34 protein-coding genes are annotated in these 24,465 nt (G+C 67.2%); 29 read left to right on the forward strand and 5 right to left on the reverse strand.

The window, feature by feature from the left end; genetic code table 11:
- Window positions 1-39: 39 nt before the first annotated feature.
- The 13 genes from ACH427_RS21220 (at window position 40) to ACH427_RS21280 (ending at window position 12,000) form a co-directional block, all read left to right on the forward strand.
- Complete coding sequence (locus ACH427_RS21220) at window positions 40-780, forward strand: hypothetical protein (protein WP_398871273.1); 741 nt, start codon at window positions 40-42, stop codon at window positions 778-780.
- A 104-nt stretch (window positions 781-884) separates the two neighbouring features.
- Window positions 885-1,223 (forward strand): phage tail assembly protein, encoded by a 339-nt coding sequence (locus ACH427_RS21225; RefSeq protein WP_398871275.1) that lies wholly within the window; start codon window positions 885-887, stop codon window positions 1,221-1,223.
- Between the two features lie 65 nt (window positions 1,224-1,288).
- On the forward strand, window positions 1,289-1,594 hold the full coding sequence (locus ACH427_RS21230) for a hypothetical protein (protein ID WP_398871277.1): 306 nt from the start codon (window positions 1,289-1,291) through the stop codon (window positions 1,592-1,594).
- Between the two features lie 3 nt (window positions 1,595-1,597).
- The gene (locus ACH427_RS21235) at window positions 1,598-5,608 is read left to right on the forward strand and encodes a hypothetical protein (protein ID WP_398871279.1); all 4,011 of its coding nucleotides are present in this window, start codon (window positions 1,598-1,600) and stop codon (window positions 5,606-5,608) included.
- A gap of 4 nt (window positions 5,609-5,612) precedes the next feature.
- The gene (locus ACH427_RS21240; RefSeq protein WP_398871281.1) at window positions 5,613-6,458 is read left to right on the forward strand and encodes a phage tail family protein; all 846 of its coding nucleotides are present in this window, start codon (window positions 5,613-5,615) and stop codon (window positions 6,456-6,458) included.
- 27 nt (window positions 6,459-6,485) lie between these two features.
- Window positions 6,486-7,670 (forward strand): siphovirus ReqiPepy6 Gp37-like family protein, encoded by a 1,185-nt coding sequence (locus tag ACH427_RS21245; protein ID WP_398871283.1) that lies wholly within the window; start codon window positions 6,486-6,488, stop codon window positions 7,668-7,670.
- A 2-nt stretch (window positions 7,671-7,672) separates the two neighbouring features.
- Window positions 7,673-7,978, forward strand: a complete 306-nt coding sequence (locus ACH427_RS21250; protein ID WP_398871284.1) for a hypothetical protein — start codon at window positions 7,673-7,675, stop codon at window positions 7,976-7,978.
- A complete protein-coding gene (locus ACH427_RS21255) occupies window positions 7,978-8,985 on the forward strand; it encodes a hypothetical protein (RefSeq protein ID WP_398871286.1) in 1,008 nt (335 codons plus the stop codon). Before ACH427_RS21250 ends, ACH427_RS21255 begins: the two co-directional genes overlap by 1 nt.
- 13 nt (window positions 8,986-8,998) lie before the next feature.
- Window positions 8,999-9,229 carry a hypothetical protein gene (locus ACH427_RS21260; protein WP_398871288.1) on the forward strand — a complete coding sequence of 77 codons (231 nt, stop codon included), beginning with the start codon at window positions 8,999-9,001 and terminating at the stop codon, window positions 9,227-9,229.
- Window positions 9,230-9,245: 16 nt separating this feature from the next.
- Window positions 9,246-10,502, forward strand: coding sequence for a tail fiber domain-containing protein (locus ACH427_RS21265; protein ID WP_398871290.1), 1,257 nt, complete (start codon window positions 9,246-9,248; stop codon window positions 10,500-10,502).
- Entirely contained in the window at window positions 10,492-10,836 is a 345-nt protein-coding gene (locus ACH427_RS21270; protein WP_398871292.1) for a hypothetical protein, read from the forward strand. The genes ACH427_RS21265 and ACH427_RS21270 overlap by 11 nt, the downstream gene beginning before the upstream one ends.
- Window positions 10,808-11,770, forward strand: coding sequence for a peptidoglycan-binding protein (locus tag ACH427_RS21275; protein WP_398871294.1), 963 nt, complete (start codon window positions 10,808-10,810; stop codon window positions 11,768-11,770). Before ACH427_RS21270 ends, ACH427_RS21275 begins: the two co-directional genes overlap by 29 nt.
- A complete protein-coding gene (locus tag ACH427_RS21280) occupies window positions 11,767-12,000 on the forward strand; it encodes a hypothetical protein (RefSeq protein WP_398871296.1) in 234 nt (77 codons plus the stop codon). The genes ACH427_RS21275 and ACH427_RS21280 overlap by 4 nt, the downstream gene beginning before the upstream one ends.
- 48 nt (window positions 12,001-12,048) lie before the next feature.
- Here the strand turns inward: ACH427_RS21280 and ACH427_RS21285 are convergent, their stop codons facing one another.
- Window positions 12,049-12,204 (reverse strand): hypothetical protein, encoded by a 156-nt coding sequence (locus ACH427_RS21285; RefSeq protein WP_398871299.1) that lies wholly within the window; start codon window positions 12,202-12,204, stop codon window positions 12,049-12,051.
- Window positions 12,205-12,509: 305 nt separating this feature from the next.
- Here ACH427_RS21285 and ACH427_RS21290 point away from each other — a divergent pair, with 305 nt between their 5' ends.
- A complete protein-coding gene (locus ACH427_RS21290) occupies window positions 12,510-12,983 on the forward strand; it encodes a hypothetical protein (protein WP_398871300.1) in 474 nt (157 codons plus the stop codon).
- 81 nt (window positions 12,984-13,064) lie between these two features.
- Here the strand turns inward: ACH427_RS21290 and ACH427_RS21295 are convergent, their stop codons facing one another.
- Together ACH427_RS21295 and ACH427_RS21300 are read right to left on the reverse strand one after the other, a co-directional pair.
- Window positions 13,065-13,853: an IclR family transcriptional regulator gene (locus ACH427_RS21295; RefSeq protein ID WP_398871302.1), complete on the reverse strand. Its 789-nt coding sequence runs from the start codon at window positions 13,851-13,853 to the stop codon at window positions 13,065-13,067.
- Between the two features lie 104 nt (window positions 13,854-13,957).
- On the reverse strand, window positions 13,958-14,905 hold the full coding sequence (locus ACH427_RS21300; protein WP_398871304.1) for a zinc-binding alcohol dehydrogenase family protein: 948 nt from the start codon (window positions 14,903-14,905) through the stop codon (window positions 13,958-13,960).
- 232 nt (window positions 14,906-15,137) lie between these two features.
- Between ACH427_RS21300 and ACH427_RS21305 the strand changes: the two genes are divergently transcribed.
- The 14 genes from ACH427_RS21305 to ACH427_RS21370 all read left to right on the forward strand — a co-directional run bounded on the left by ACH427_RS21305 (window position 15,138) and on the right by ACH427_RS21370 (window position 22,315).
- Window positions 15,138-15,467, forward strand: coding sequence for a hypothetical protein (locus tag ACH427_RS21305; RefSeq protein WP_398871306.1), 330 nt, complete (start codon window positions 15,138-15,140; stop codon window positions 15,465-15,467).
- Between the two features lie 9 nt (window positions 15,468-15,476).
- Complete coding sequence (locus ACH427_RS21310) at window positions 15,477-16,400, forward strand: hypothetical protein (RefSeq protein WP_398871308.1); 924 nt, start codon at window positions 15,477-15,479, stop codon at window positions 16,398-16,400.
- A 204-nt stretch (window positions 16,401-16,604) separates the two neighbouring features.
- Window positions 16,605-16,901 (forward strand): hypothetical protein, encoded by a 297-nt coding sequence (locus ACH427_RS21315; protein WP_398871310.1) that lies wholly within the window; start codon window positions 16,605-16,607, stop codon window positions 16,899-16,901.
- A 118-nt stretch (window positions 16,902-17,019) separates the two neighbouring features.
- The gene (locus ACH427_RS21320) at window positions 17,020-17,457 is read left to right on the forward strand and encodes a hypothetical protein (RefSeq protein WP_398871312.1); all 438 of its coding nucleotides are present in this window, start codon (window positions 17,020-17,022) and stop codon (window positions 17,455-17,457) included.
- Window positions 17,458-17,533: 76 nt separating this feature from the next.
- Entirely contained in the window at window positions 17,534-18,403 is an 870-nt protein-coding gene (locus ACH427_RS21325; protein WP_398871314.1) for an AAA family ATPase, read from the forward strand.
- Between the two features lie 12 nt (window positions 18,404-18,415).
- The gene (locus tag ACH427_RS21330) at window positions 18,416-18,799 is read left to right on the forward strand and encodes a hypothetical protein (RefSeq protein ID WP_398871316.1); all 384 of its coding nucleotides are present in this window, start codon (window positions 18,416-18,418) and stop codon (window positions 18,797-18,799) included.
- Window positions 18,796-18,942 carry a hypothetical protein gene (locus ACH427_RS21335; RefSeq protein ID WP_398871318.1) on the forward strand — a complete coding sequence of 49 codons (147 nt, stop codon included), beginning with the start codon at window positions 18,796-18,798 and terminating at the stop codon, window positions 18,940-18,942. Before ACH427_RS21330 ends, ACH427_RS21335 begins: the two co-directional genes overlap by 4 nt.
- 65 nt (window positions 18,943-19,007) lie before the next feature.
- Window positions 19,008-19,358, forward strand: a complete 351-nt coding sequence (locus tag ACH427_RS21340) for a CHC2 zinc finger domain-containing protein (protein ID WP_398871484.1) — start codon at window positions 19,008-19,010, stop codon at window positions 19,356-19,358.
- Between the two features lie 34 nt (window positions 19,359-19,392).
- On the forward strand, window positions 19,393-19,854 hold the full coding sequence (locus ACH427_RS21345; RefSeq protein ID WP_398871320.1) for a hypothetical protein: 462 nt from the start codon (window positions 19,393-19,395) through the stop codon (window positions 19,852-19,854).
- Entirely contained in the window at window positions 19,851-20,195 is a 345-nt protein-coding gene (locus ACH427_RS21350; protein WP_398871322.1) for a hypothetical protein, read from the forward strand. The genes ACH427_RS21345 and ACH427_RS21350 overlap by 4 nt, the downstream gene beginning before the upstream one ends.
- A complete protein-coding gene (locus tag ACH427_RS21355; protein WP_398871324.1) occupies window positions 20,192-20,401 on the forward strand; it encodes a hypothetical protein in 210 nt (69 codons plus the stop codon). The genes ACH427_RS21350 and ACH427_RS21355 overlap by 4 nt, the downstream gene beginning before the upstream one ends.
- Window positions 20,398-21,591 carry a hypothetical protein gene (locus ACH427_RS21360; protein ID WP_398871325.1) on the forward strand — a complete coding sequence of 398 codons (1,194 nt, stop codon included), beginning with the start codon at window positions 20,398-20,400 and terminating at the stop codon, window positions 21,589-21,591. Before ACH427_RS21355 ends, ACH427_RS21360 begins: the two co-directional genes overlap by 4 nt.
- Window positions 21,588-21,935: a hypothetical protein gene (locus tag ACH427_RS21365; RefSeq protein WP_398871327.1), complete on the forward strand. Its 348-nt coding sequence runs from the start codon at window positions 21,588-21,590 to the stop codon at window positions 21,933-21,935. Before ACH427_RS21360 ends, ACH427_RS21365 begins: the two co-directional genes overlap by 4 nt.
- Window positions 21,932-22,315, forward strand: a complete 384-nt coding sequence (locus ACH427_RS21370) for a hypothetical protein (protein WP_398871329.1) — start codon at window positions 21,932-21,934, stop codon at window positions 22,313-22,315. The genes ACH427_RS21365 and ACH427_RS21370 overlap by 4 nt, the downstream gene beginning before the upstream one ends.
- 121 nt (window positions 22,316-22,436) lie before the next feature.
- Here the strand turns inward: ACH427_RS21370 and ACH427_RS21375 are convergent, their stop codons facing one another.
- Together ACH427_RS21375 and ACH427_RS21380 are read right to left on the reverse strand one after the other, a co-directional pair.
- On the reverse strand, window positions 22,437-22,643 hold the full coding sequence (locus ACH427_RS21375) for a DUF397 domain-containing protein (protein ID WP_398871330.1): 207 nt from the start codon (window positions 22,641-22,643) through the stop codon (window positions 22,437-22,439).
- Window positions 22,640-23,509: a helix-turn-helix domain-containing protein gene (locus ACH427_RS21380; RefSeq protein WP_398871332.1), complete on the reverse strand. Its 870-nt coding sequence runs from the start codon at window positions 23,507-23,509 to the stop codon at window positions 22,640-22,642. The genes ACH427_RS21375 and ACH427_RS21380 overlap by 4 nt, the downstream gene beginning before the upstream one ends.
- Window positions 23,510-23,721: 212 nt before the next feature.
- Here ACH427_RS21380 and ACH427_RS21385 point away from each other — a divergent pair, with 212 nt between their 5' ends.
- Window positions 23,722-24,150, forward strand: a complete 429-nt coding sequence (locus tag ACH427_RS21385) for an ATP-binding protein (protein WP_398871334.1) — start codon at window positions 23,722-23,724, stop codon at window positions 24,148-24,150.
- The last annotated feature ends 315 nt before the right edge of the window (window positions 24,151-24,465 follow it).

Genomic DNA, 24,465 nt, shown 5'->3' on the forward strand with positions numbered 1-24,465 from the left:
GGGTTTCTGGCGTGCGCGCATTAGGAGAATCGTTCCTCTTTGGCGCTTAACGACAACGCTACCCTTGTCGTTGGAAATGGCAACTATCTGACCGCTCCGGTCGGCACCGCCATGCCCGACGACCTTCTCGTACCCGTCTCCCCCTGGCAGAACGTCGGCCATACCTCGCTTGAGGATGTCTTCGGCATTACGTCCGAGGGCGGCGAGGCAACCACGATCGGCACGCTTCAGAACAAGTCCCTGCGCACCAAGTATTCGGCGCGGACTGAGTCGATCACTTTCACGCTGAATCAGTTCGATGTCAGCGCACTCAGGCTCTATTTCGGCGCCAACGCGCCGCTACTGCCGGACGGTTCAATTGGTGTTCCGGCCGATCCGAAGCCGACCCAGTCGGCATTTCTCGCCATCTTCATCGACGGCGAGTCGCACTTCGCCGTCTACGCCCCGAAGGCAGAGATCTATCGGGCCGACGACATGGCGATCGGCGACACCGAGTCGCTCGCTGGTCTCCCCCTGGGCGTCAAGCCCATGGTCTACGGCAACAACACCTGGACCTACGCCGTGACCCCGCTCGGCGGCACCGTCGCCACGGGCGCCTCGGCTGGCACGCCCGGTTCCTTCACTCCGACCGGAGCTGTCGCCCCGGCCGACCTTGCGGCCCTGGCCTCCGTGATCGCGACGCCCACCGCGAAGTGGACCACCGGCCAGCACGTCGTGCTCGCCGACGGCTCGAAGGCGTTCTGGGACAGCTCCAAGTGGGGCGCCGGCACGGCCGCCTGACCTGCCCCCCTTTCTCCCGGCGCGAGCGCGCGGACCCGCTCGCGTCGGGCCTTCCCCCTCGGTCCGCTCCCCCTGCACTTCAACTCCCGGAGGTCCGCACCCCCATGGCTTCTTTCTCCCTCGACGACATCCGTAACGCCGCCGAGGCCAAGTACGGCAGCACGGACATCGAGCTCGGCGACGACACGATCCGCCTGCTCAACCCCTTGCGGCTGCCCAAGGCCACGCGCCACCAGCTCGCGCAGCTCCAGGACGAGATGGGCGGCGACGACGCGGACCAGGAGGAGCTGCTCTCGGAGGCCATCCGCCTGGTCGCCGAACACCGCGAGGCAGCCGACAAGCTGCTCGCGGCCGTCGGAGGTGACCTCGCCGTCCTGGCCGAGATCTTCGACCGCTACGGGCGGGGCGCGCAGGTGGGGGAAGCCTCGGCCTCGCGCGACTGATCGACGATTACGGCGAGGGCCTGTACGCGGACCTGCACTTCTACTACGGCGTTGACCTCGCCGAGGTGATCGCAGGCCGCGGGCCTTCCCCCGCACTCGTCCTCCTTCTCGTCGCGAGGCTGCCCGACACCTCCCTGACCGTCGCCCTCGCGGCAGGCGGCAGGGAGCACTTCGGCTGGGGCCAGGACCGACATCTGCGCGCCGACCTGTACGACGCACTCAACGCCAACACCCGGGCGACCGGTCAGTGGGGCAAGGGAAAGGCCCCGAAGATCCCCGCCTTCCCCCGCCCGCAGGCCAAGGCCAAGAAGAAGGCCGACAAACGACCCACCACCGTGGCCCAGCTCTACCAGCACTTCTCTCGGAGGTAGCCCTTGTCAGCGGGCCAGATCATCGGCCGCGTTGCCGTCAAGGTCTCCCCCGACACCCGCGACTTCAGGCGGGATGCGGAGCGGCAGCTCGACCGCATCGAGCAGCAGCTCGAAAAGCTCAAGGTGTCGACGACGATCGACATGAGCGGCGCCTCGCGCGAGTTCGTCGAGGAACTCCGGAAGGTCAACAAGCGGAACAAGCAGAGCGACGCTCGCAAGATCCGCTTCTACACCACGATCAGCACCGACGGCATGGCCACCGCCGTGCGGAACGCGGCCCGGGAGCTCCAGCAACGGGCGAACGGCCAGAAGATCGGCTTCAAGGTTGACGACCTGAAGGGCACCGGCACGGTCGAGCTGGAGCTCGACCAGCAGTCCGCGGAGCACGTGAAGCACAAGCTCAAGGACTGGGCCGATGACCTCTCACCGTTGAAGGTGAAGGTCGAGCTCGACATGGCCAACGGCACGGGCACGAAAATCTCGGCCCGGCTTCGGATGCTCACCCGCCCGCGCACCGTGCCGATCATCCCCGACCTCGACAACGCCGCCATGGCGAAGGTCGGCACGGCACTGGCCGCGCTCAGCGGTGCCCGGGTGCTGAACAACATCTTCGAGAAGCTCGGCCGGACCCTGAAAAACCTGGACGAGAGTGTCCCAGTCATCGGCTCTCTGGCCCTGGCCATCGCAGGCTTGGCCGGCTGGGGGCTGTCCGCGGCTTCCAACCTGGCCGCGTTGTCGGCTTCGCTGGCGAAGATCGGCGCGACCGCGCTCCTGCTGCCCGGCCTTCTGGGCGGCATGGCAGTCGGCCTCGGTGTCACGATCGCCGCCTTCCGCGACTTCAACAAGGTCCTTCCCGAGGTCAAGACCGCGCTGTCTGGCCTTCAGGACGCGATCTCGGCGAACTTTTGGGAGCAGGCCAAGAAGCCGATCCAGGAGCTCGTCGACGGGCTCCTCCCGAAGTTCACGGCGGGCGTTCGGCAGACCGCCACCGAACTCGGCCAGTTTTTCGGCGCGTTCGCCAAGGGCCTCCAGGGCGCCCTTGATCCGGCGCTGAACCAGATGTTCACCGACCTGTCCCGGTCGATCGACATCGCGACGAACGGCACGGGCGCCTTCGCGAACATCATCACCGTCCTGGGACGGGTTGGTACGTCCTACCTGCCTTCCTTGGCCCAGTGGTTCGTCGACATCTCGACGCGCTTCTCCAACTTCCTCAGCTCCGCCGAGTCGGACGGCCGCCTCAAAGGCTGGATCGATCAAGGCATCACGGAGCTGAAGGATCTCGGCCGGGTGCTGTCCAACCTGGGTGGGATCTTCGCGGGCATCTCCCGCGCTGCCGAGGCGGCCGGCGGTTCCTCGCTCGGCATGATGGCCGACACGCTGGAGCGCATCCACAAGACTGTGGATAGTCCGGGCTTCCAGTCCGGACTGACCGACGTCTTCCGCGCGGCCCACGAGGCGATGAACAACATCGCCACCCAGTCGGGCCCGGCGGTCAAGAATCTCTTCACCGAGCTCGGACAGCTCCTGACCGAAGTCCTGCCGCAGGTCGGCACGATCATCGGTACCGCTCTGAGCGCGATTGCCTCGGCTCTGGCTCAGCCGGAGGTCACCGAGGGCGTCAAAGCGATGTTCGACGGCCTCCAGGCCGCCGTCGTCGCCCTTGCCCCGGCGATGGCGCCGCTCGGCCAGGCTCTCGGCGCGCTGATGCAGGTGATCGGCGCTTTCGCCGCGATGCTCGGCCCGCTGGTGGCCGCCGCCCTCGTCCCGCTCGCGAACGCGTTCACGACGCTGGCGCCGTCGATCATCCCGATCATTCAGCTCCTGGGCGGCGCGCTCACCGGAGCGATCCAGGCCCTCGCGCCGGTCATCGCTCAACTCGTCCCGATCGTCGGCCAGATGCTCGGAGCGGCGTTCAGCGTCCTCCAGACGATCCTTCCCGTCGTCGCGCAGCTCTTCCAGCAGATCGTCACGGCGGTTGCCCCGCTGGTGGCACAGCTCCTTTCGGGGCTGGCGCCGATTCTGCCGGTGATCGCCCAGTTCATCGCGCAAGTCCTCACGGCGATCACGCCGTTGGTTGCGATCCTGATTCAGATCGTGTCGGCGGTGATCACACCGCTGATCCCGATGCTTCAGTCGATCGTCGAGGCGGTGCTACCTCCGCTCGCGGAAGCCTTCGCTCGCCTCGTCGAGGCGATCCAGCCGCTTCTTCAGGCACTGCTCAAGGTCGTCGAGTTCCTGATGCCGGTCCTGGTACCGGTCATCCAGTTCATCATCGGCATCCTCGCCGACTCCCTCGTCGGCGCGATCAATGGTGTCGCGCTGGTGCTTGAAGGTTTCGTCGAGATCTTCCGAGGCGTCTGGGACACCATCAAGGGCGTCTTCGAGATCTTCTGGGGACTCTTCGAGGGCATCTTCACCGGCGACTGGTCCACCTTCAAGCAGGGCTTCGTAGACCTGTGGAACGGCATCACGTCGTTCCTGAAGGGCATCTGGGACGTCATCGTCGGCGCGTTGGGGGTCTTCCTCAACGTCGGCATTTTGGGGACGGCCGGCAAGGTGTTGAAGGCTGTCAGCGCACTGTGGAAGGCAGCTTGGGGCGGCATCCGTATGGCGGGCGTCGTCATCTGGGACGCCATCAGGGGGCTGTTCTCCGGTTTCGGCTCGACCATGTCCGGTCTCGGAAGCTCGATGATGTCCGGCCTCGGGCGCCTCTTCTCGGCAGGCTGGGAAGCGATCAGGTCGGTGGCCAGCAGTGCCATGTCCGCACTGGGCCGGGCGATCTCGTCCGGAGTGTCGAGCACGGTCGGCTTCGTACGGCAGCTCCCATCCCAGGCCCGAGCTGCGCTTGGTGGGATTGACAACACCCTCGTCGACGCGGGTAAGAGCCTGATCAGGGGCCTGGTCAACGGCATCAAAAGCATGATCGGCTCGGTCAAGGACACCCTGACCGGACTGACCAACAAGATCAAGGACTGGAAGGGCCCGGCGCCGAAGGACGCCGTCCTCCTCTACGACGCCGGCCGTCTGATCATCAAGGGTCTCGTCAAGGGCCTGGAGTCCGAGTACGACACCGTGCGCAAGTCGCTCCAGGACCTGACGGCGAAGATCCCGAAGACCGCCTCGAAGGCGCTGCGGGATCGGGTCAACCGCGACCGCGCCGAGCTGCTGAAGCTCGCGGCGGCATGGGACGGCGGCTCGAAGAAGCTGGAGGCCGCCCGGGACAAGCTCGACAAGCTGCGCGAGCAGTCCGCGGATTACGCCTCGCGCGTGGTCGACCGGATCATCTCCACGGGCGACGTGACGAAGTCGAAGGACTCTTCCTTCGGAGGCATCGTCGCCGACCTCACGGCCGCTGTGGACCAGGCGCAGCGTTTCGCCAAGGCGCTCGCGGTGCTGAAGGCCAGGGGCCTGTCTCAGACGGCGATCGACCAGATCGCCAGTGCGGGCCCGGAGGCCGGATTGGCTGCGGCCGAGTCGATCGCGGCGGCCGGCAAGGACGGCATCGACCAGGTCAACGCCCTGCAAGCCGAGCTCGCCAAGTACGCGAAGCAGGCGGGCAAGACGGCCTCGGACGCGATGTACGCCAACGGCATCGCCGTGGCCGAGGGGATCGTCAAGGGCCTGGAGTCCCAGCAGAAGGCCATCGAGGCCCAGATGCTGAAGATCGCTGACGCCATGGTGGACGCGATCAAGACGAGCCTCGGCATCCACTCACCGAGCCGCGTCTTTGCCCAGCTCGGCAGCTACGTCGGCCAGGGCTTCGCCAAGGGCGTCGAGGCCGAGTCCGGCCGGGTAGCCAAGGCGGTCGACGCCATCACCGCGCGCCCTGGCGCCACCGACTACGCCAGTGCCGCCCGCTCGGCTTCGGCCGCCATCGCAAGCGGTATCGGTCCTGCCGGAAGCGGCGGGGTGACCAAGGTTCTTAACTACTACGCGGCCAGCGGCTCGTCGCTCAGCTCCCACGAGGAGCTGTTCGCGGCGACCCACCGCGCACGAATGGTGGGGTGGTGAGTGAGTGACTGCACTCCTGTTGGAAACCGAGCGTGATTCGCTCGATCTCAACGGAGTGGCGGACACGGGGTTCGGATACCAGGCCACGGCTGGCATGACCGGCCTTGGTCTGCCCTCCGTCTCCGCGCAGTGGCTGGAGGGGGCCGGGGACGGCTCCCGCTTCCGTGGGCAGCGGGTTCTGTCCCGCGACCTCGACATGCCCCTCGACATCGTCGGCCGGAACCGCGCCCACCTGCGCTCGCTGATCTCGCGCCTGGCACGAGCCGTCGCGCAGGAGTGCTCGCTCGTCCTGGTCGACGACGACGGGGTGCGCTGGTCGACCCCTGTCTACCGGACGGGCGGCGGCGAGATCGAGCTCACGGGCACCAGCGACGTGCAGACCACCGTGAGCTTCCGCGCCCCCGACCCGTACTTCACGGCTAGCACTGTCTCGACGCAGCGGGTTGGAGGTGATCCCGGCACGAGGCCGTTCCTGTCGGCGCTGATGTCGATGCCGCTCGCGGCGTCGCAGGCCATCGGCGAGATCCAGCTCGACAACAGCGGCGACGTGCCTGCCTACCCCGTGTGGGAGATCTACGGTCCCGGGCGGGATCTGACCGTCACGTCCCCAACCGGCGAAACGCTGCGCTGGACCGGCTCCCTGTCGTCCGCGGAGAAGCTGGTCGTGGACAGCCGCAACGGCACTGTCAGGGACGGCAAAGGGGCGAATCGGTACGCCCAGCTCGACGCGGCACCCCGCTTCTGGACGGTCCCGCCCGGCGTGTCGACCGCGCCCGTCCGCCTTCTTGACACCACCGCGGCCTCCAAGATCGTCTGCTCCTGGCGCCCGCGCCGATGGATGGTGATCTGACTGAAGCTCACCGATCTCACCGTAGAAGTGCGCGACCGGACGCTGACCCGGGTCGGCCTCGTCCGGCCCGAGGATCTGTCGCTGGAGCTGGAGAACAAGTTCAACAACGTCGGCACCTTCAAGCTGACGCTCCCGAGCGAGCACCCGCTCGCGGACACCCTCCGACTGCCCGGCGCGGGCCTGATCATCACCGGCCCCGGCGACGTTCTCATGTCCGGCCCGGTCACTTCCTCCGAGTACGCGGCCAGCCCGGAGGACCGCTTCGGCTCCATCGTGTTCGAGGGTGTCACCGACTCGGTGACCCTCCTCGACATGCTCGCCTGGCCCGAGCCCGCGAACGCTGACGTGACCACGCAGAAGGTCGGTCACGACGAACGTAGCGGTCCGGCCGAGACGTTGATGCACGCGTACGTCAACGCCAACTGCGGGCCCGGCGCCCCGGCGGCACGTCGCCGCGCGGGGCTGGTCATGGGGCCGAACGGCGCCCGAGGGCCGGTCATCTCCAAGTCCGCCCGGTTCCCCACGCTGGGGGAGCTGCTGACCGGCATCGCGGCCGTGGCCGATCTGGGGTTCCGGATCGTGCAGCGCGGCAACCAGCTGGTCTTCGAGACGTGCCAGGTCGCCGACCGCTCGCGGGAGGTCCGGCTCGATGTACTGGCCGGCACGCTCGCCGGGCAGCGCGTCGCGGTCTCCACCCCGGGCGCGACCCGTGTCATCGTCGCGGGCCAGGGCGAGCAGGAGGCCCGGACGTTCCTCCCCGTTGACAACGCGGCCTCCACGGAGGCCGAGGCCGAGTGGAACAGGCGCATCGAGAGATTCGTCGACCAGCGCAACACCAACGACAAGGCCGAGCTGACCCAGGCTGGGAACGAGCTGCTGGCTGACGAGGGCTTCACCAAGACCGCCGTCCAGGCCGTTCCCGTCGAGGACAGCGCGATGGAGTTCGGCGTCGACTGGGGCCTCGGTGACCGGGTCTGCGTCGTCGCGGGCGGCCAGGAGCTGACGGCACCCGTCACCGGGCTGGTTCTCAAAGCGGGGGACGGCGGCTTTCAGGTCGGAGCCCTGCTCGGCGACCCGACTGGTTTCAACCCGAGGGCCGCGTCCGCCCAGCGCTCGCAGAGCACCGAGCGCCGCGTCTCCGCGCTGGAGCGCACAGCCGAGGGCGGGGCCGACCCTGCCGGTCAAGTCATGAGTCTCATGGGAGTTTTCTAGCAGTGGCGCATACGCCCAAAGCGTTTTTCCGGGCGGCCCTGCCGACCGGCCTGACCACCGTCTACACCGTGCCAGCCTCCGGCGTCGCGGTCGTCACCAACATCGTCGCCGCCAACCCATCAAGCACGGCGAGCGCAGGCATCACCGTCCGCATCGGCGGCGTGCCGCTCCTGTCCGGGGTCGGCATCGCACCGAGCGGCGTCCTTACCCTCGACATCCGGCAGGTGCTGACCGCCAGGGACACCATCGAGGTACAGGGCACCGGCACGCAGGCACACATGCACATCAGCGGCGTGGAGGTGGTCTGATGAGCCTTGCCGTCTGGCCTGCCCCGGAGGACAAGGGCGTCGTCGGCCCCACCGGAGCGCCCGGCGCACCGGGCCCGAAGGGCGACACCGGCCCGCCGGGAGTGAAGGGCGACACCGGAGCAACCGGGCCGACCGGCCCCTCGGGACCGCAAGGCCCCAGGGGCGACACCGGCCCGTCCGGGCCCACGGGACCGCAGGGCCCCAAGGGCGACGCCGGAACCGCCGGGGCCACCGGCCCGCAGGGGGCGACCGGACCGCAGGGCCCGGCCGGTGCCCCGGGAGTCGTCCAGTCCGTGTGCGGAATCAGCGCCGCCTCCATCACGCTCACCGCCGCTCACGTCGGTGCGCTCGCTTCCTCCGTCCGGGGCGTGGCGAACGGGGTCGCGGCGCTGGACGCCTCCGGCCGTGTGCCGGCCGCGCAGCTTCCCGATGTTCAGGCGCCGCTGCCGAATGAGTGGGGCCCAGGCGACCATGGCCTCGTCGCATGGGCCTTCGACCCAGCGATGGCCACCTCGACCGGCCTGTACCCCGGGGCCGGTCCCATCCGCGTCACGGCCGTGCGGCTGCGGCAGTCCGCGCAGGTGAGCCGGATCGTTTGGCACGCCACCGGCTACGCGGGCGGCTTGACCTCTGGCTCCTGGGCCGCGATCTACGACGCGAACGGCGCCCGTGTCGGGACGACCGGAGACCTGTCGACGGCGCCGTACGCACCAGCGGAAGTGCACAACGGGGGCGGCGCGGCCATCAGCTCGCCCCTGACCTCTGCCGTCACGCTGGGGGCCGGGACGTACTACGTCGCCTGGCGAATGCAGTACAACACGTCGACCGGCGACGGCCCCATGTTGCTTGCGGCCGAGTCCTCGGCCGGGGCTCCGCCGAACTTCTTCGGCCTCAACTCGCTGAAGCGGTTCGGCTACTACGCCTCCGGCGGCACAGCCGCCCCCGCCGCCATTGCCGTCGCTTCCATGATCAACGGGGCCAACAGATTCTGGGCGGCCCTCGCGTGACGAAAGGCCCCGCGTGAAAGCCATCTCCGCCACCGTGCCCCTCCACCCCACAGGCGAAGTGCAGAAGATCTTCGGCACGGTCGAGATCACCATCAGCGAGCCGCACGCCTCGTACCCGGACCTGACCCCGGAAGAACGCGAGGCGATCCTCCGCGCGGCGGTCGCAGCGATCCGCGGTGCCCTACCGGCCGACCTGGAGTCCCTCTTCCCCTCGCTGCGCGTCGCCGAGGACCGCGCCCTCTGAAAGGAGCTCGCCCTACGTGGCGATTACGTCCTACCCCTTCGACGGCCAGGCCGTCACCGAAAGCCAGTTCTCACAGCTCTTCCGCGAGGCCGCGGACTCCGGAGTCGCCGCGTCGGCCGGGTCCAGCTCTTTCAGTGTGAGCGCCGACGGCGCGACCATGGCCGTCAAGGTCCAGCCCGGCTTCGCCGTGCTGCGGGGGCACGCCGTGCTCTCCACCGCAGTGGAGACGCTCTCGATCGCGGCGGCCAGCACTTCCGCGCGGTACGACCGAGTCGTCCTGCGACTCGACCCTGCCGTGAACCAGATCACACTGGGTGTCTTGCAGGGTGCTGCGGGCGCCAGCGTGCCCGCACTCACGCAGACGGACACGGGCGTCTACGAGCTGTCGCTCGCGACCATCACCGTCGGCGCGAACATCACCGCGATCACCTCGTCCGCGGTGAGCAAAGAGCGCTCCTTCGTCGGCAACTCGGTCGGCGCCTGGATCGACGCGACGCGCCCTGCCACACCGCGTCTGGGCAAGCTCGGGTACAACTACGACGCTGACGCATTCGAGTTCTGGGACGGCTCGGGCTGGACCCCGCTGGTCTCCTCCGTTTCCTGGTCCAGCCTGACCGGCAAGCCCACGAGCTTCCCTGCGTCCGCCCATGCGCATGACTGGTCCGAGATCACCAACCGGCCGGCATCACTGCCTCCGGCCGCACACAAGCATCCCTGGGGCGACATCACCGGCACGCCGGACACGTACCCGCCCGCGACCCACTCGCACTCCTGGTCGTCGATCACGTCGAAGCCCTCGACCTTCCCGCCGTCCTCGCACTCGCACTCGGGCTATCTGGAGGCCGGGGACACGATCGCCTGGGCCAACGGGTCGAAGAAGCCTCACAACAATTCGGCCAGCGGGTCGGGGACCTGGTACGCGGTGTGGGTGGAGGGCGACGGGACGTTCTGCCGGAACACCTCCAGCATCAGGTACAAGGAGAACGTGCGGGACATCGGCATCCGTCCCGAGTCCGTTCTCGCACTGCGTCCCCGCATCTACGACCGCAAGCCGACCGAGGACAAGCCGGAGGCCCGCAAGGACGAGTACGGTCTGATCGCCGAAGAGGTCGCCGAGACGCTCCCGGAGATCGTCACGTACGACGAGGAGGGACGCATTGACGCCCTCCGTTACGACCTCCTCGGCGTGGCCTTGCTGCCCGTCGTCCAGGACCAGGACCGGCGCATCAAAGCCCTGGAGACGAGGATCGAGGAGCTCACCCGTGCCTCTTGAGCCCTCGGTGCAGGTCGCCTTCGTCTCTGCCGGCGGGGCCGTCACCGTGGCCCTCGTCGGGGTCCTCGTCGAACTCGTGCGCCGCCAGGGCGCCGCGCTGGCCGAAGTGCGCGAGCACACCCAAGAGGCCCGGGAGCAGGTCTCCAACGATCACGCGACGAATCTCCGTGACGACCTCGACCGGGTCATCCATGGCCTCGATCGAGTCCTCGACGGCCAGGCTCAGCACAGCCGGGACATCTCGACCCTCCGCTCGGAGCTGGCCCACGAGCGGATAGAGCGTCTCGCGGTCGCCGAGCGGCTGGATGCGCACATCACCGCGTCCCCGAATTAAGACCCCCACTTCCCCGCGGCCCCGCCCCTCCACGGCGGGGCCTTTCCGTTACCCGAACAAGGAGACAGCCCTGCCCGCAACGACCTACCCCAAGGCCGACAACGACTCCCAGTGGTTCTCGGGCCGCTACCCCGGCGACACGATGCCGCACCCGAACGTGATCGTCCTGCACACCACCGAGTGCAGCTCCTGGCCGGACTACGACGACGGTGCGGTTGCTCCCACCTTCACCGTCAAGGGCGGCCAGGTCCGCCAGCACTTCGACGCGAACGAGTCTGCCCGCGCCCTGGTCAACGCGCCGGGCGGCGTCCAGACGAACACCCTCAACGCGGTGCAGATCGAACTCGTGGGCACCTGCGAAAAGGGCGGCCCCGGCCTGTACTGGCCCGAGGCCAGCGACGAGGACATGGCCGGCCTCGTCGGTCTCGTCCGGTGGCTGACCTCCGAATACCCAATCCCCCTCGTCTCCACGTCGAAGCCGTGGCGTTCCTACCCGTCGAGCTACGGCTCCTCGGGCGGCCAGCGAATGAGCTTCACAGAGTGGACGAACTTTGAGGGGATCTGCGGTCACCAGCACGTGCCCGAGAACGATCACGGCGACCCGGGCGCGTTCCCCATCCAGCGCCTGATCGCGCTGGTCAAGGGCGAGAAGCCCACCCCGCCGAAGCCGTCGTCGACCATCGTCCCGCTGGCGTCGGGCGTGGAGCCCGGCAAGCGGCACTCCCAGGTGCGCGACCTTCAGCGGCTGCTGATCACAGCGGGCTACGGCCCGATCAAGGGCGCCGTCACCGACTACTACGGGGCGAACACCCAGGCCGCCGTGGCTGCCTTCCACGACGCGAACCCCGAGCTGAAGAGCACGGGCACCGCGCGGGACGTGGCGATCGGCGAGCGCGGCTTCGAGGAGCTCCAGAAGGAGGCCGGTCGCCGATGACCAAGACCAAACTCCGCCCCACCGGGGCCGTGCCCAAGGTCCTGCTCGACGCTCTGCCCGTGCGGTACCGCTCCCGTGCCGGCGCGGTCTGCGCCGCCCTGGGCGTAGTGGTCAGCATCGCGGCCATCATTTACGCGGACAGCCCCGAGGTGGCCGTGATCGTGCAGATCCTCACCGCGCTCGGCGTCGTCGCCCCGAGCGAGGACAGCTCCGACGAGCAGGCGCTGTGACAGCTTCCCCCTGCTGGCCCATGTGGTCGGCGGGGGGCCTTCCGTGTTTTACGCCTCGCCGGCTTCCTTCGCCCTGTTGATCTCCTCGACGGTCATCACCGGAGTCCGCCTGCGCTTGCGGATGCCGCCCTCGGCCTTCTGGGACTGCGGGGCGGATGCCGACTCGGACGCCTTCGCTCTGTTGATCTCCTCGACGGTCGTCACCGGGGTCCGCCTGCGGGCCCGACTCCTCGCTGGCCGGGCTAGCGCCATTTCAAAGGGTTCAGCGTGATCGGCACAGCGGTCGGCCTCGGCCGTACGGCCATCCTCCGCTGTAATGGTGTACCTGGCCACCGGCACCCCGGGGCGGCCACAAACACCACAGACAGTAGTTGCCCCATCTCCCACAGCCGCTACCTCCGCTCGATCATCTTGACTGGTTCAACTCTTACATGTCACTGTAGGGCCGTGCGCCTTGCGACCACAGGGTGTCACGCATAAAGGAGGACGAACGCGAGGAAGGGCCGCACATGCCGCCGAGGAGCAAAGTACAGAATCACGACGAAGCCAAGCGCATGCTCCTGAGCGGCAAGTCGTACGCCGAGATGGTCGAGTTCTACTTGAAGAAGTACAACATCGAGACCTCTCCGGGGTACTGGGCCACGTACGCCAATCGCGCGGAACTCCCACTCCGGATCGTTCGTGACACCGAGCTCATTCCGTGGAAGATCGCGAAGGAGCACCGCTGGAACTACAACCTCGTCATGCTGCGCTGCGAAGCCCGCAAGCGCGCCGGGGAAAAGTTGAGCGACGAGGAAGCGTCCAAGTTGGCGAGCTGGAAGAAGTGGCTCGAAGAAGACAAGCTCGTCATCTACTACGACCCTGAGACGACGGAAGGGTTTTACGGTGTCCCCCGCGAGGATCGGGACACCGATCTCATTCGAGTTCCAGACAATGCTGCGCTCCTGCGCAGCAAGTCGACACGCACCAAGAGTGCCAATTAAGCCAGAGGCCCTGGCGAGTCTTCGTAGCCGAATGCCGCGCGAGCCGCTTCCCTTGACGTCAAGGGAAGCGGCTCGCGTGCGTCAGGCCACGGACTCCGAGGCCCACAGCATGGAGGCCAGGCGACTCAGCATTTCTGCGGCGGTCATCGTTGCGGCCACAAGCTGACTGGGATCTTCGGGCATCTTGTCGACGTGCACCCACAGTAGGAGGGAGCCGTGGATAGTGTCCCCCCACATAACCGGGACGGCCACCGAATCCCATCCGGCCATGCATTCCTGCCGACCGATGGCGAATCCCACGGCCCGGATGTCCTTGAGAGACTCAATGAGCAACTCGTTGTCACGGATTACCCCCGGACCAACACCTTCAGGGACAGGTTCGGCGAGAACCTTCTCCTGTATAGAGGGGGGCATGTGCGCCAGGATCACCCGGCCTGAAGCTCCGGTCCGCAGGGACCGGCTGTACTTGACCAGCTCGAAGGGGTCGATGCCGATGCTGCGTGGATCGAAGTCGCCGATCGCGTAATCGGTGCAGATGCGGCGGGCGCCAACGACGGCGTAGTAGGCGACCAGGCCGCCGGTCGCGCGCTGCAACTTGTCGAGCACGGCCTGCGTTGCCTCGGGGTCGGGCGTCTGCGAGAGGGCCTGGATGGACAGCCGAAAGGCCCCGGGCCCCAACCGGTACCTGCCGCCGGCCTCCTGCACGAAGGTGCCGTCCGCCACGCCGTCCTGGAGGATGCGGTACACGGTCGCCGCATCAAGTTCCGTTTGTTTGGCGATAGCTGTCGGGCCGTGACTGTCGCCTTCGAGTTCAGCGAATGCACGCTGAACTGTGAAGACCTTCTTCCCGTGCGCTGTTCCTTTGCCCATGACTTCCCTGAACGATCCGCCGCACGCGCACACGGCGGCGCGACGGGAACCTGAATGTGCCGGTTCGCGCCCTCTTCCATATAGGCGGACCCTACGAGAGGTTACTACCGAGTTGCCTTGATCGATACCTTACCTATGGTCTTGCGGCCTTGCAGGTCAATATGGGCCTGGGCGGCGTTGCTGAGCGCGTAGCAGGGGCCGACGACCGGGCGGAGGTCACCGTGGACGGTGGCTTCGAACAGAGCCCTCATCGAGTCCCTCAGCGCATACCGCACGCCGTAGAGGTTCGGGAGCCAGAAGCCGGAGACCCGCTTGGATGCCTGCATGAGCTGAGCGACGGGGACCTCGCGCTGGTCGCCCGAGACGCAGCCGTAGACAGCCATGTGCCCTCGGGGCCCGAGTGCGGCGAGCGTGGCGTCGAAGACCTCGCCACCGGTCATCTCCAGCGCGTGTGTGAGCGGGCCTTCGTTGGCGTCGAGGATGCGGGCGGTCAGATCCTGGTGCGTTGACGAGTCCAGCACGGCGTCGGCCCCCAGGCTCCGGACGAGCTCCGCCTTCTCGGGACTGCCGGCCATGGCGATCACGCGGGCGCCGACGGCCTTGGCGAGCTGCACGGCGAGTGAGCCGACACCGCCTGCTGCCGCAGGGATGAGGATCGAGTCCCCTTTGCCGAGCTGGAGCACCGTGTGCAGGAGGTGCCATGCGCTATTCCCCTGGAGGGCAAGGGCTACGGCCTGATCGTCGGCGACCCCGTCCGGTACCTCCCATGTGACTGCCCGGTGAACCAGCGCCTGTTCGGCATATCCGCCACCGCGGCTTAGCGCAACGACTCTGCGGCCGTCGGCAAGGGTTCCCATGACCTCATTGCCAGGCGTGACTGGGTATTCGACCGGTGCCAGGTAGCCGTTCTCTCTGAGGTGAATGTCCGCGTAATTCACTCCAGCCCTTGAGACCTTCACCACATGATGCCCGACGATAGGTGCGGGTTCGGGCACTTCCTGAACCCGGAGCACCTCCGGTCCGCCAGGTCGGGCTATCACAATTGCGCGCATGATCAATTCCTTGTGAGGACTGCTGGAGTGTTCAACTTTAAAACGCCCTGAACACCCCTCGACACCTCTTTTCACCTCGCGAAATGATCACGACCGCGTCTACAGAAACCGCAGCTCAGGGGCGACCTGGCGGTCATTTCGCATGGTGAAATGCGAACACGCGGAGGGTGTGACTCCGGATACGCTTTGCCAAGGGTTGACCCGCTGTTGGCCACCAGGCAAGATCCTGGAGGTGTTCGCACGAACGTTCGAGCGATCGGTGTCGATGCCGGTCCGGGGAGAGGGGAGCTTGTGCATGACACACGGCTGGCCGGTGGCCGCCACTGAAGACGAGGCGATCACGACGGTAGAACTCGTCTCGCTCCCTGGGGTCACACTTCACGTGGACCACGACGCCTGGGACTACCACATCACCGTGAGCCCTGACCACGCTCCCGGTCACCTGCGGCGCATCCTTGCGGCTGCCGAAAGCCGCGGCCTGGATCTACTGGACCAAGACGCCTGCGTCCCTGTCCTCCTCGCCGACGACTCGGTCCGCCTCTACCTACAGTCCACCTCTTGAGGAGCTCGCTTGCCCTTCCACCTCGCCGACCTGCCCGCACGAGCGCCGTCCGTCCCCCGCGACCGCTGGGGGCGCCCGCTCGTCATCCCCAAGAGCGGCGGCAAGCCGCGCGGCCTCACGCGGGTCACCACTTTCATCGACGCCATCGAGGACAAAAGTGCACTGACGGCCTGGGGTAAGCGCATGACGCTCCTCGGCGTGGGCCGCGAGCCCTCTCTGCTGGCCGATTTGCAATACTTGAACCCGCAGACCCGCGAGGGGAAGGCGGCCCTCGATCAGCTCGCCGAGCGGGCGGTCACCGCCGCTGGAGCCAACGTTGCACGAGAGCGGGGTACCCACCTGCACAGCCTGTCCGAACTGGTGGATCAGGAGAACGACCTACCGGCCGGCACATCCGCATCGGATGTCGCAGACATGGCGGCGTACAAGGCCGCCACCGCCGCGTTCGACGTGGTGGCGATGGAACAGTTCGTCGTGGTCGACGAGCTGGGCACCGGAGGCACCTTCGACCGGCTGCTGCGGTACGCCGGGCCAGGCCCTGACGGACGCCCCATCGACGGGCTGATCATCGGCGACCTCAAGACCGGTTCTGTGCAGTACGGTTCCCTGAAGATGGCCTCTCAGCTCGCCACATACTCGCGCGGCGAGCTGTACGACCACACGGCTTTCCCTGTGGACGTCGAGGACGCCAAGGCGCTGGCGGCCTGGAAGAAGCGGGAGGTGCCGGCGAGCGTCGCCGAGGCTGCCTACTCGCGCATCTCCGAGGTGAATCAGCAGTGGGGTGTGATCATCCACCTCCCTGCGGGCGAGGCTCACTGCACGCTCTACTGGGCGGACCTGCGCGTCGGCTGGGACGCCGCCCGTCTGGCGCTGGACATCCGCCGCGCGAGGGCGACCAAGGATGCGCTGGTTCCGTTTCACGCGAGCCATTGATATAGTGTTTCTAGAGCGAGGGCGGCACGCCCCTCGCATCGAAAGAAGGGGTTCACCGTGACCGGCGAAGGCCGATCCGTCACCGTCACCATCAAGTGCGGCTCAGCACAGGAAGACCCGCAGTTTTCGTTCCGAGGGGCGGGCACGGAGGTCCAGGAGGAGATCGCCACATGCTTCGGACTCGATCGTAAGAGTGTATCTGGAATGACGCTCCACGAGCTCGTTGCAGAGGTGAGTCAGCTCGCGCGGCGCACCTCGACCGTCATGCACGGCTTCCCTGACGCCCGCGTCGTCCCGCAGGGCGAGGAGGAAGGCGAGAGCATCGCCAGCGCCCGCCCGGCAGCCCGTCAGGAGGCGGAGAACTCGCTCCTCGAACAGATCACGGCGTGCGCGACCGTCGATGACCTTCGCCGTCTGTGGGCCACCAACCAGAACGCGTTCTCCGACCCGGTCGTCATGGACGCCTGGAAGGCCCGAGGCCGGGCCCTGGCAGGTTCGTGATGAAGAACCGCCTCCTCGGCGCGGCCGTCGCCGCAGCCATCGCTGCGGGCTCTCTCAAGGGACGCACTCCAGCCCGCCGCACCCCATACACCGTTCACCGACAGAGTGGAGATCAGTAGTGCCGCTGCACCTCAAGGACATCCCTACCGCCAACGGCGGATGGTTCAAGCCGAAGGAGGCCGCCAGCGCCGCGGCCATCCTCATCGAAGTCAAGGACTTCGAGCGCCAGCGCCCCACGCCCAACGGCCCGAAGGACTCGGCCCTGTGCGATGTGACCGTCTTCAGGACCCCGGAGCAGCTCGACCGGCTCGCGCCCGAGGTCTCGAAGGGGCAGCGCATCGAACAGACCGTCCTGGCCCGCGATCTGGCGACCCTCGTAGGTAACGCCGTCCTCGTCACCGTTACCCAGGTCCCCGCGACCAAGCTCGGTGCGCACCCGGCGTGGGTGTGGAAGCAGGTCACCGATATCGGCATCCGGGACAAGGTCATCGCTTACGCCGAGCAGCGTGACGCAGCGGTCGACGCGGCCGTGGCAGCCGCCCCGTCTTTCGACTGACCGCACCCGACCTCCGCTGGGCAGGGGCGGCCGTCGTCGCCGCCCCGCCTGGCGGGTGATGAGGAGGAGCTCACGCTTGCTCACCCCCGCACGATCCCTGACCCTGCACGCGGAATCTGGCAAGGAACTACCGCGGGTCGACGCCTTCGAGTCGCTCTACAACCTCGGCTGCCGCCCGCGTCACGGCGAGGTCGTGATGATTGCCGGCAGATCGGGGACGCAGAAGAGCGGCTTGGCCCTGTACTGGGTCGCCCAAATGAACCTGCCCACTCTGTACTTCAGCGCCGACATGAGCGCCTTCACCGCGTCATCCCGGCTGGCCAGCATGATGACCGGCGACACCACGACGATGGTCGAGGCCGGCATGGCGGCCGGTGGCCGGTACCGGCAGGAGTACCTGGACGCACTCGCCCACCTGAACCTGACCTTCTCCTTCGGCTCCCCCATCACGTGGAAGGCGGTCGACGAGGAGCTTGAGGCGTACGTCGAGCTGTGGGACGAATACCCGGCCGTGATCGTCGTCGACAACCTGATGGATGTCGAGAACGCCGAGTCGGACTACACCGTGCAGATGGCTGTCATGTCCGGTCTCACTGAGCTGGCTCGCGCGACGGGAGCCACCGTGATCGTCCTGCACCACGCGAGCGACAAGTCCTGGGAAGCGAAGAGCGACCCGTGGGCGCCACCGTCCCGGGACCAGGTCAAGGGCGGCCTGAGCGAGAAGCCGGAACTGTCCCTGTCGGTCGCACTGGACCCCACCTCGCTGGAGTTCAGAATCGCGGTGATCAAACAGCGGATGGGGCCCTCCGACCCCACCGCCAAGCGGTACGCGACCTTGCGGTGCCACCCGGAGTACACCCAGTTCACCAAGCTCGAACCCCGCATCTCCCCTCTCCCCCCGCCCGCGCCACCTCAGTGGTCGCCGCTCGATGCCCTGAAGCAGTAAGGATTGTAAGAGTTGACCGACATTGCGGCGCGGAACCGCAGGAACAAAAGGCGAGGAGCCGACTGGGAGGCGGAGCTCCGCGACGAGCTGCGGGGTGCCGGGCTCGACGTCGAGCGCCTTCGGCTTACTGGCTCGGAGGACGAGGGAGACCTCGTTGTCCGCCTTGCCCACGGCAGGGCGCTCGTGATCGAGGCCAAGAACGCGAAGTTCGAGCCGAGCGTTTTCATCCGCGAGGCGCTGAAGGAGCGGGCCAACTACGCGAAGCACCGCGGCCTGGACCCGGACGACATCGACGCCGTAGTGATCGTCCGGCGCCGGGGCGCCAACTGGCGTGACGCGTACGTCCTCACCACCGTCGAGGAGTTCTTCCGCCTGCCCCGAGCGAGGGCCACGTGACGCTCTTCGAAGAGGTGGCGGAGCAGCGGCGCCTCACCCGTGAGCTTGGCGAGCTGTTCGAGGAGAACGGCGAACCGGTCGGCCTCGGGGAGCTCGGCTGGGACGGCAACCACGACCACTTCCGTGGACGGAGGGTCGCTTGATATTCCGCAACGCCGGCCGAGACGACTTCGACGACGAGGTGCGTGAGAAGCCCGCCCTGGAAGCCGTGCTCGAACACTACGACACCGGCACCGATCCCCACCGGGCCATGGGGATGACGAACTGCCCATTCCACGAAGACAACACCCCGTCGCTCTCCTACAACACGAGCCGACAGGTGTGGAAATGCCACTCCTGCGGCCGGGGTGGCGACTCATTCACTCTGATCATGGAAAAGGAAGGCACCGACTTTGCCGGAGCGCGATCCTTTGCGGCCTCTCTCGCCCTCGCAACGCGAGATGCTGGAGGAGGCGACGAGTACGTACCAGGCAGCGCTTACGGGTCACGCCGCACGCTATCTCCACGATCGCGGGATCGGGCCCGCCGAGGTGGATACGTTCCGGCTTGGCGTCGTTGACGATCCCCTGCCGGGCCACGAGAGGTACCGGGGGATGGTTGCCATCCCGTATCTCGGCCACCGCGGACAGCCCCTCACCATCCGCTTCCGCTGCATTGAGGACCACGACCACGTCGGGCATGGCAAGTACAACACCCTCGCGGGCGACATCCCGCGGATGTACGGCGTCGATTCCATCCACGCGGCCACCGACGAGATCCACCTGACCGAGGGCGAGTTCGACCGCATCATCCACCGGAAGATCGGCTGGCACTCCGTAGCGGTCCCTGGTGTCGAGATGTGGTTCGCAAGGCACCGCCGCATGCTCGCCGGATTCTCCCGCGTCTGGATCTGGAGCGACCCAGACGCGGCCGGGAGCAAGTTGACGACGACGGTGTGCAAGTCGCTCCGCTCAGCCCGGCCCGTACGGCTTCGCATCGGTGACGTGACGGAGACATACATCGCTGGCGGTGCCGAAGCCCTCTACGAGCTGCTCGACAAGGAGAAGGCGAAGTGACCGAGACGACTAAGCGGCCGGCACGCCGGACCGACCGCACGGCGGCTGTGGTCGCAGAGGTGAAGGCTGCCCGCAAGGTGCTCGGAGACGAGCCGATGCCCCTGACCGGCGGGCAGCGCCCCGCGAAGGGGCGGGCCCACCACCAGCGCGAGTCGAACCGATGGCAGTCGATCGAGATGAGTCGCCGCCTCGCCGCGACCCCGGGCTGGGACTCCACGATCCTCGCTGCGGCCTTCGGCGCGCTCGCAAAAGACGAGGCCCAACACGTTCGCGGCGGACTCATCCACCTGGCCGCCCTCGCCGTGGCGGCCGTGGAGTCGATCGACCAGGAGGCCGCGTGAGCGAAGGACTGCCCGGGAGCCCCGGCCCGACCCTCCAGCGCATCTACGACGAACTGGAACCCCACGAGCGCGAGACGGTGACGATCCGCCTCCTGGACGGCTCCTCGGCCGAGCGGCTCGCCCTGATCCTGCGCAAGCACGGACACCGCGTGTCCGCCTCCACCATCCGCACCTACCGACGATCCCTCATGGAGGCGCCCCTGTGACTGACACCCTGCTGGCCGACCTGCTGGCCGCGCCCACCGCACCGCCCACACTCACCGGCCAGGCGGACCCCGATCGCGACTACACGCGGCAGATCGAGGTCTCCGGCGACGCGGCCGAGGTCACCGTGCGCGGCCCGGCCGAGATGGACCCGGACTCCTCCGCTGCCGACGTGCTGCGCGCTCACCGCCTCGACCCTGCCGACTGGGAGGTCACCGGCTTCCGCTCCTCGGAGTGGACCATGCCGAGCGGCGACCCGGGCGTGAGCGCCCGCTTCTCCTTCAGCCGCCGCAAGGGCATGCCGGCCGAGCGGCCCAGCCTCGACGAGCTGCTGGCCGTCTTCGATCAGCCCGCCCCGCCCGTCCGCGTCGCACAGGACACCGAGGGCGAGTGGACGTACGTGATCGCCCTGGGCGACATGCAGCTCGGCAAGATCGACGGCGACGGTCCCGAAGGCACGATCCGCCGGGCGATGGACTGCATCGACAAGGCCGCCGACCTGCTGTCCGAGTACCGCATGCGCTTCGCCATCGATCACGTTCACATCGCCTGGCTCGGCGACCACATCGAGGGTTTCGTCTCCCAGGGCGGGGCGAACACGTGGAGGACCCAGCTCACCCTGACGGAGCAGATCCGCCTGACCCGGCGCCTGATGGCGTACGCCGTAATGAAGTTGGCCCCGCTCGCCTCCCGTCTGACGGTCGTTGCCGTCCCCGGCAACCACGGCGAAGCCGTCCGCCCCGGCGGGAAGGGCGTCACACGTTACGACGACTCCCACGACACCGACGCCCTCGTCTCCGTCGGCGAGGCCCTGGCTCTGGCGGGCGAGCCGTACGCGCACGTCGAGGTGTACGTGCCGGACACCGACGAGCTGACGGTCGTGGTCGAGTGCAGCGGCACGGTCGTCGCGCACGCCCACGGCCACCAGTGGAGGGCGGGCAAGCACTTCGAGTGGTGGAGGGGGCAGGCGTTCGACAAGACGAGCGCGATGCACACTGCGGACCTGCTTCTCGCCGGACACCTGCACCACGAGCACGTGGACACGGACGGCCCGCGCACCTTCGTGCAGGTGCCAGCCATGGAGTCGGAGTCGACATGGTGGCGTCACCGCACCGGCACGCGCGGCGCCCCCGGCCTGATGGTCATGGTCACCAAGGGCGGCGAAGTGCCGGTGAAGGAGGTGGTCCGATGACCATCTCGCTGGTGGACATGGACCGCGCGCAGGAGGTCGCCACGGCTGACTGGACCGTCCTGGCCGAACCGCAGGTGGAGAGCGTGTGTCGCGCCGTGGCGCGGAGTGTCTCACGGGACTACGGGCTGACGCTGGAGTACGAGGACGCGGTGCAGGAGACCACCATCATCGTCGCCGAGCGCGCCTCCTACGCGCGCCAGCTCGTCGCCGAGGGCGGGGCCGGACTGCTGCACCGCTGGCTCTCGCAGAGGCTTCGCGACCGGTGGCTGACCGAGGCGAAGCACCGCTCCGGGCACGTGTCCTACGAGGCCGCGCTCAACGCGACCGAAGGGAGCGGCCGGTGACCGTGTACGACCGGGCCCTGGTCGAGCATCTCCTTCCAGCCGTGTGGGACGCGGAGGCGGCCTACGGCCTACGCAGTCCCACCGCCCCCGACGCCGACATGCCCAAGGGCACCACCGACCCGAGGGCCGCGAGCACGCTCTTCGCCCACCTGGCCGACATCCGGTGCGGGTGGGCGACGGCCCCCCTCTCGCTCGGCGAGCGCCAGGCCCTCGTCCTGCGGTACGGCGCCGACCTCCCGGACGACGAGGCCGGCGCCCTCCAGGGCGTGACCGGCAGGGCGGTGCGCTACCGGCTCGAACGGGGGGTGGGCAAGATCGCCGCCCATTTGAACGGGACCGAATACGTCGATGGATACGTCGATAGCGGGGCGGCTGCGTGAAGCCACATGCTTAGAATGAGGCCGTAGGGAGTTCTGATGCAGGTGGTGCAATAGAAGAGAAAAGCCCCCTCTCAGAGGGGGACTTTCTTTACACTTTGCGCCGCACTGACGCGACACGAAGTTACTCAGGCTTAACGAATTCCACAAACGCTGTCCACTGCTCACGGGAGAACGAAAGCGCTCCACCCTCGATGTTCTTGGAGTCACGCACCCCCAAGTCCACACCGCTCACAAGGTGAGCAACCTCAACGCAGTTGCCGTTGTTCCCCGAGTGGGAGGACCTCTTCCAGACCAGTTCAGCGGCAGTGGTCAGCTCGTTGTGCTTCACTTGACACCATCTCTAGTAAGGGCCCTGGCTATCAGGGTCCGTGATTTATCAACATTTTCCGCCGCTGCGTTCAAACGGCGAAAAAGTTTAATGAAGGCTTCCACGTCCGGCGCCTCGTCATAATAAAGAGCCCCTCTCGTGGACTCCGTGTAAGCGATGTCAGACTCCACGGGGTCCGGGAAGCTCATAATCACGTACGGCCCAAAGAGGCAAGCGTTGAGTGGGCTCTCCCTGCGGAGGATCTGCAACTCGATATTCGTTTCTTTGCTGGCCTCGATGAGGAACTCCAACTGCTCTTTCATCACCTCGCGACCGCCAACCTCGTGGTAAAGGACGGATTCGGCGAGGATGACCCAGAACTGGAGAGGTGTGGCCCTGCGCAGAACTTCGCGACGCTCCTTGCGTACGGCGACCTGAGTTTCTATCGCTTCAGCAGAAGCTTCCGGGGCCTGCAAGCGGACCGCGGCTTCGGTGTACGCCGGCGTTTGCAGTAGCCCCGGGATCAGACTTGTCTCGACGTTGTAGATCTCGCTGGCGTCTGACTCCAGGGCCACATACGCGGCGTAGGCGGAGTCCACGGCGCTCTCGTATCGCGTCCACCAGCCTTTCTTGCTCGCATCTCTGGCCATCGCCTCGATCTTGACCCGCTCGTCCGGGTCAGTGACGCCGTAGAGGTCGAGGAGGACGCGCAGGTCAACGAGCCGAATCCCCGACTGTGCGTTCTCCAGCCGCGTCAGCTTCGACTCGTTGCAGGCCAGAGCTTCAGCTGCATCGGCGTGCTTCAGGCCAGCGGCCCGACGGAGGTCGCGCAGCGTCCTGGCGAACCGACGCTGACGGATCGTCGGGCGCTTCTTGGTGATGGGCAACTCCGGTGCCTCCCCTGCGGTGTTGCTGCCAGTGTGCCGCGTCGGCTAGGTGGCGAGCAACGCTTGTCTGGAGTCTTCAAGGTAGGGACTTGACACCTTGAGGGCTACAGGGTGCACAGTATGCACCTAGGCGACTGCCGGTGATCATATCTTCACGGCCCGTCGCTGTAGTCGGTGCGGCATGCGCCGGTCAGCTCGCTGGAGGGGACCGTATGTCGAAGGACCGCCAAGCGTTCGCGCGCTACCTGAAGGCCACATACGCCGTCAAGCCTGCCCGGCACCTTGCCGGGAAGTTGGCTGCCGAGTGGGGCCTTGAGAACCTTGCCCACGACCTGGTTCTCGTCGTTTCGGAACTGGTCACCAACGCGGTGATACACGGGACAGGCCGACAGATCCTCGTCACCTACTCGCTGACCTGCTCGCGGCTCCGCATCGAGGTTCGCGACACGGGCACGTGGAACCCGGCAGTGATGAGACGCAAGCTGGCGCGAGCTCGCCAAGGAGGTCTGCGCTCGCACGGCCGCGGGCTGATGCTCGTGGAAGCGATCTCTAGCCGGTGGGGATGCAGCAGGCGCGTGGTCGGCAAAGCCGTGTGGTGTGAGATCGACATCCCGGTTGAGCCGGAGAGGCGCGCAGCGTGACGGAGCCGTGGCACGTCGGGTTCGACTTCCACTGTGAACTCGTAGCCACCGGACCCTCTGGGACCAAAGGCTCCGCAGAGGCTCCGGCCAGATGGAGCTTATCGAAAGCCAAGTTCTCCAACTCGACTAACGCCGTTCGCTGGTTCGCCACCCAACTGGATCGGCTGCTCATCGTGTTGACCGATCGGGCGCAGCAACGACTCATCGAGTGGCGAACCGAGTCTGAAGGGGTCTGGCAGCACGCACTCCTGCTCGGGAAGTCACTGGAGATCCAAGTTACGGACATCGAGCGGGTCCGCTACCGAGCAGCGGTCA

The sequence above is a fragment of the Streptomyces sp. NPDC020379 genome, from assembly GCF_044387105.1.
GTDB lineage: Bacteria > Actinomycetota > Actinomycetes > Streptomycetales > Streptomycetaceae > Streptomyces.

Coding starts and splice junctions, on each gene's coding strand:
- ACH427_RS21225 (WP_398871275.1), top strand. CDS start 885: ATGGCTTCTTTCTCCCTCGACGACATCCGTAACGCCGCCGAGGCCAAG.
- ACH427_RS21255 (WP_398871286.1), top strand. CDS start 7,978: ATGAGCCTTGCCGTCTGGCCTGCCCCGGAGGACAAGGGCGTCGTCGGC.
- ACH427_RS21275 (WP_398871294.1), top strand. CDS start 10,808: ATGCGCACATCACCGCGTCCCCGAATTAAGACCCCCACTTCCCCGCGG.
- ACH427_RS21280 (WP_398871296.1), top strand. CDS start 11,767: ATGACCAAGACCAAACTCCGCCCCACCGGGGCCGTGCCCAAGGTCCTG.
- ACH427_RS21290 (WP_398871300.1), top strand. CDS start 12,510: ATGCCGCCGAGGAGCAAAGTACAGAATCACGACGAAGCCAAGCGCATG.
- ACH427_RS21295 (WP_398871302.1), bottom strand. CDS start 13,853: ATGGGCAAAGGAACAGCGCACGGGAAGAAGGTCTTCACAGTTCAGCGT.
- ACH427_RS21300 (WP_398871304.1), bottom strand. CDS start 14,905: ATGCGCGCAATTGTGATAGCCCGACCTGGCGGACCGGAGGTGCTCCGG.
- ACH427_RS21315 (WP_398871310.1), top strand. CDS start 16,605: ATGACGCTCCACGAGCTCGTTGCAGAGGTGAGTCAGCTCGCGCGGCGC.
- ACH427_RS21345 (WP_398871320.1), top strand. CDS start 19,393: ATGGTTGCCATCCCGTATCTCGGCCACCGCGGACAGCCCCTCACCATC.
- ACH427_RS21365 (WP_398871327.1), top strand. CDS start 21,588: ATGACCATCTCGCTGGTGGACATGGACCGCGCGCAGGAGGTCGCCACG.
- ACH427_RS21385 (WP_398871334.1), top strand. CDS start 23,722: ATGTCGAAGGACCGCCAAGCGTTCGCGCGCTACCTGAAGGCCACATAC.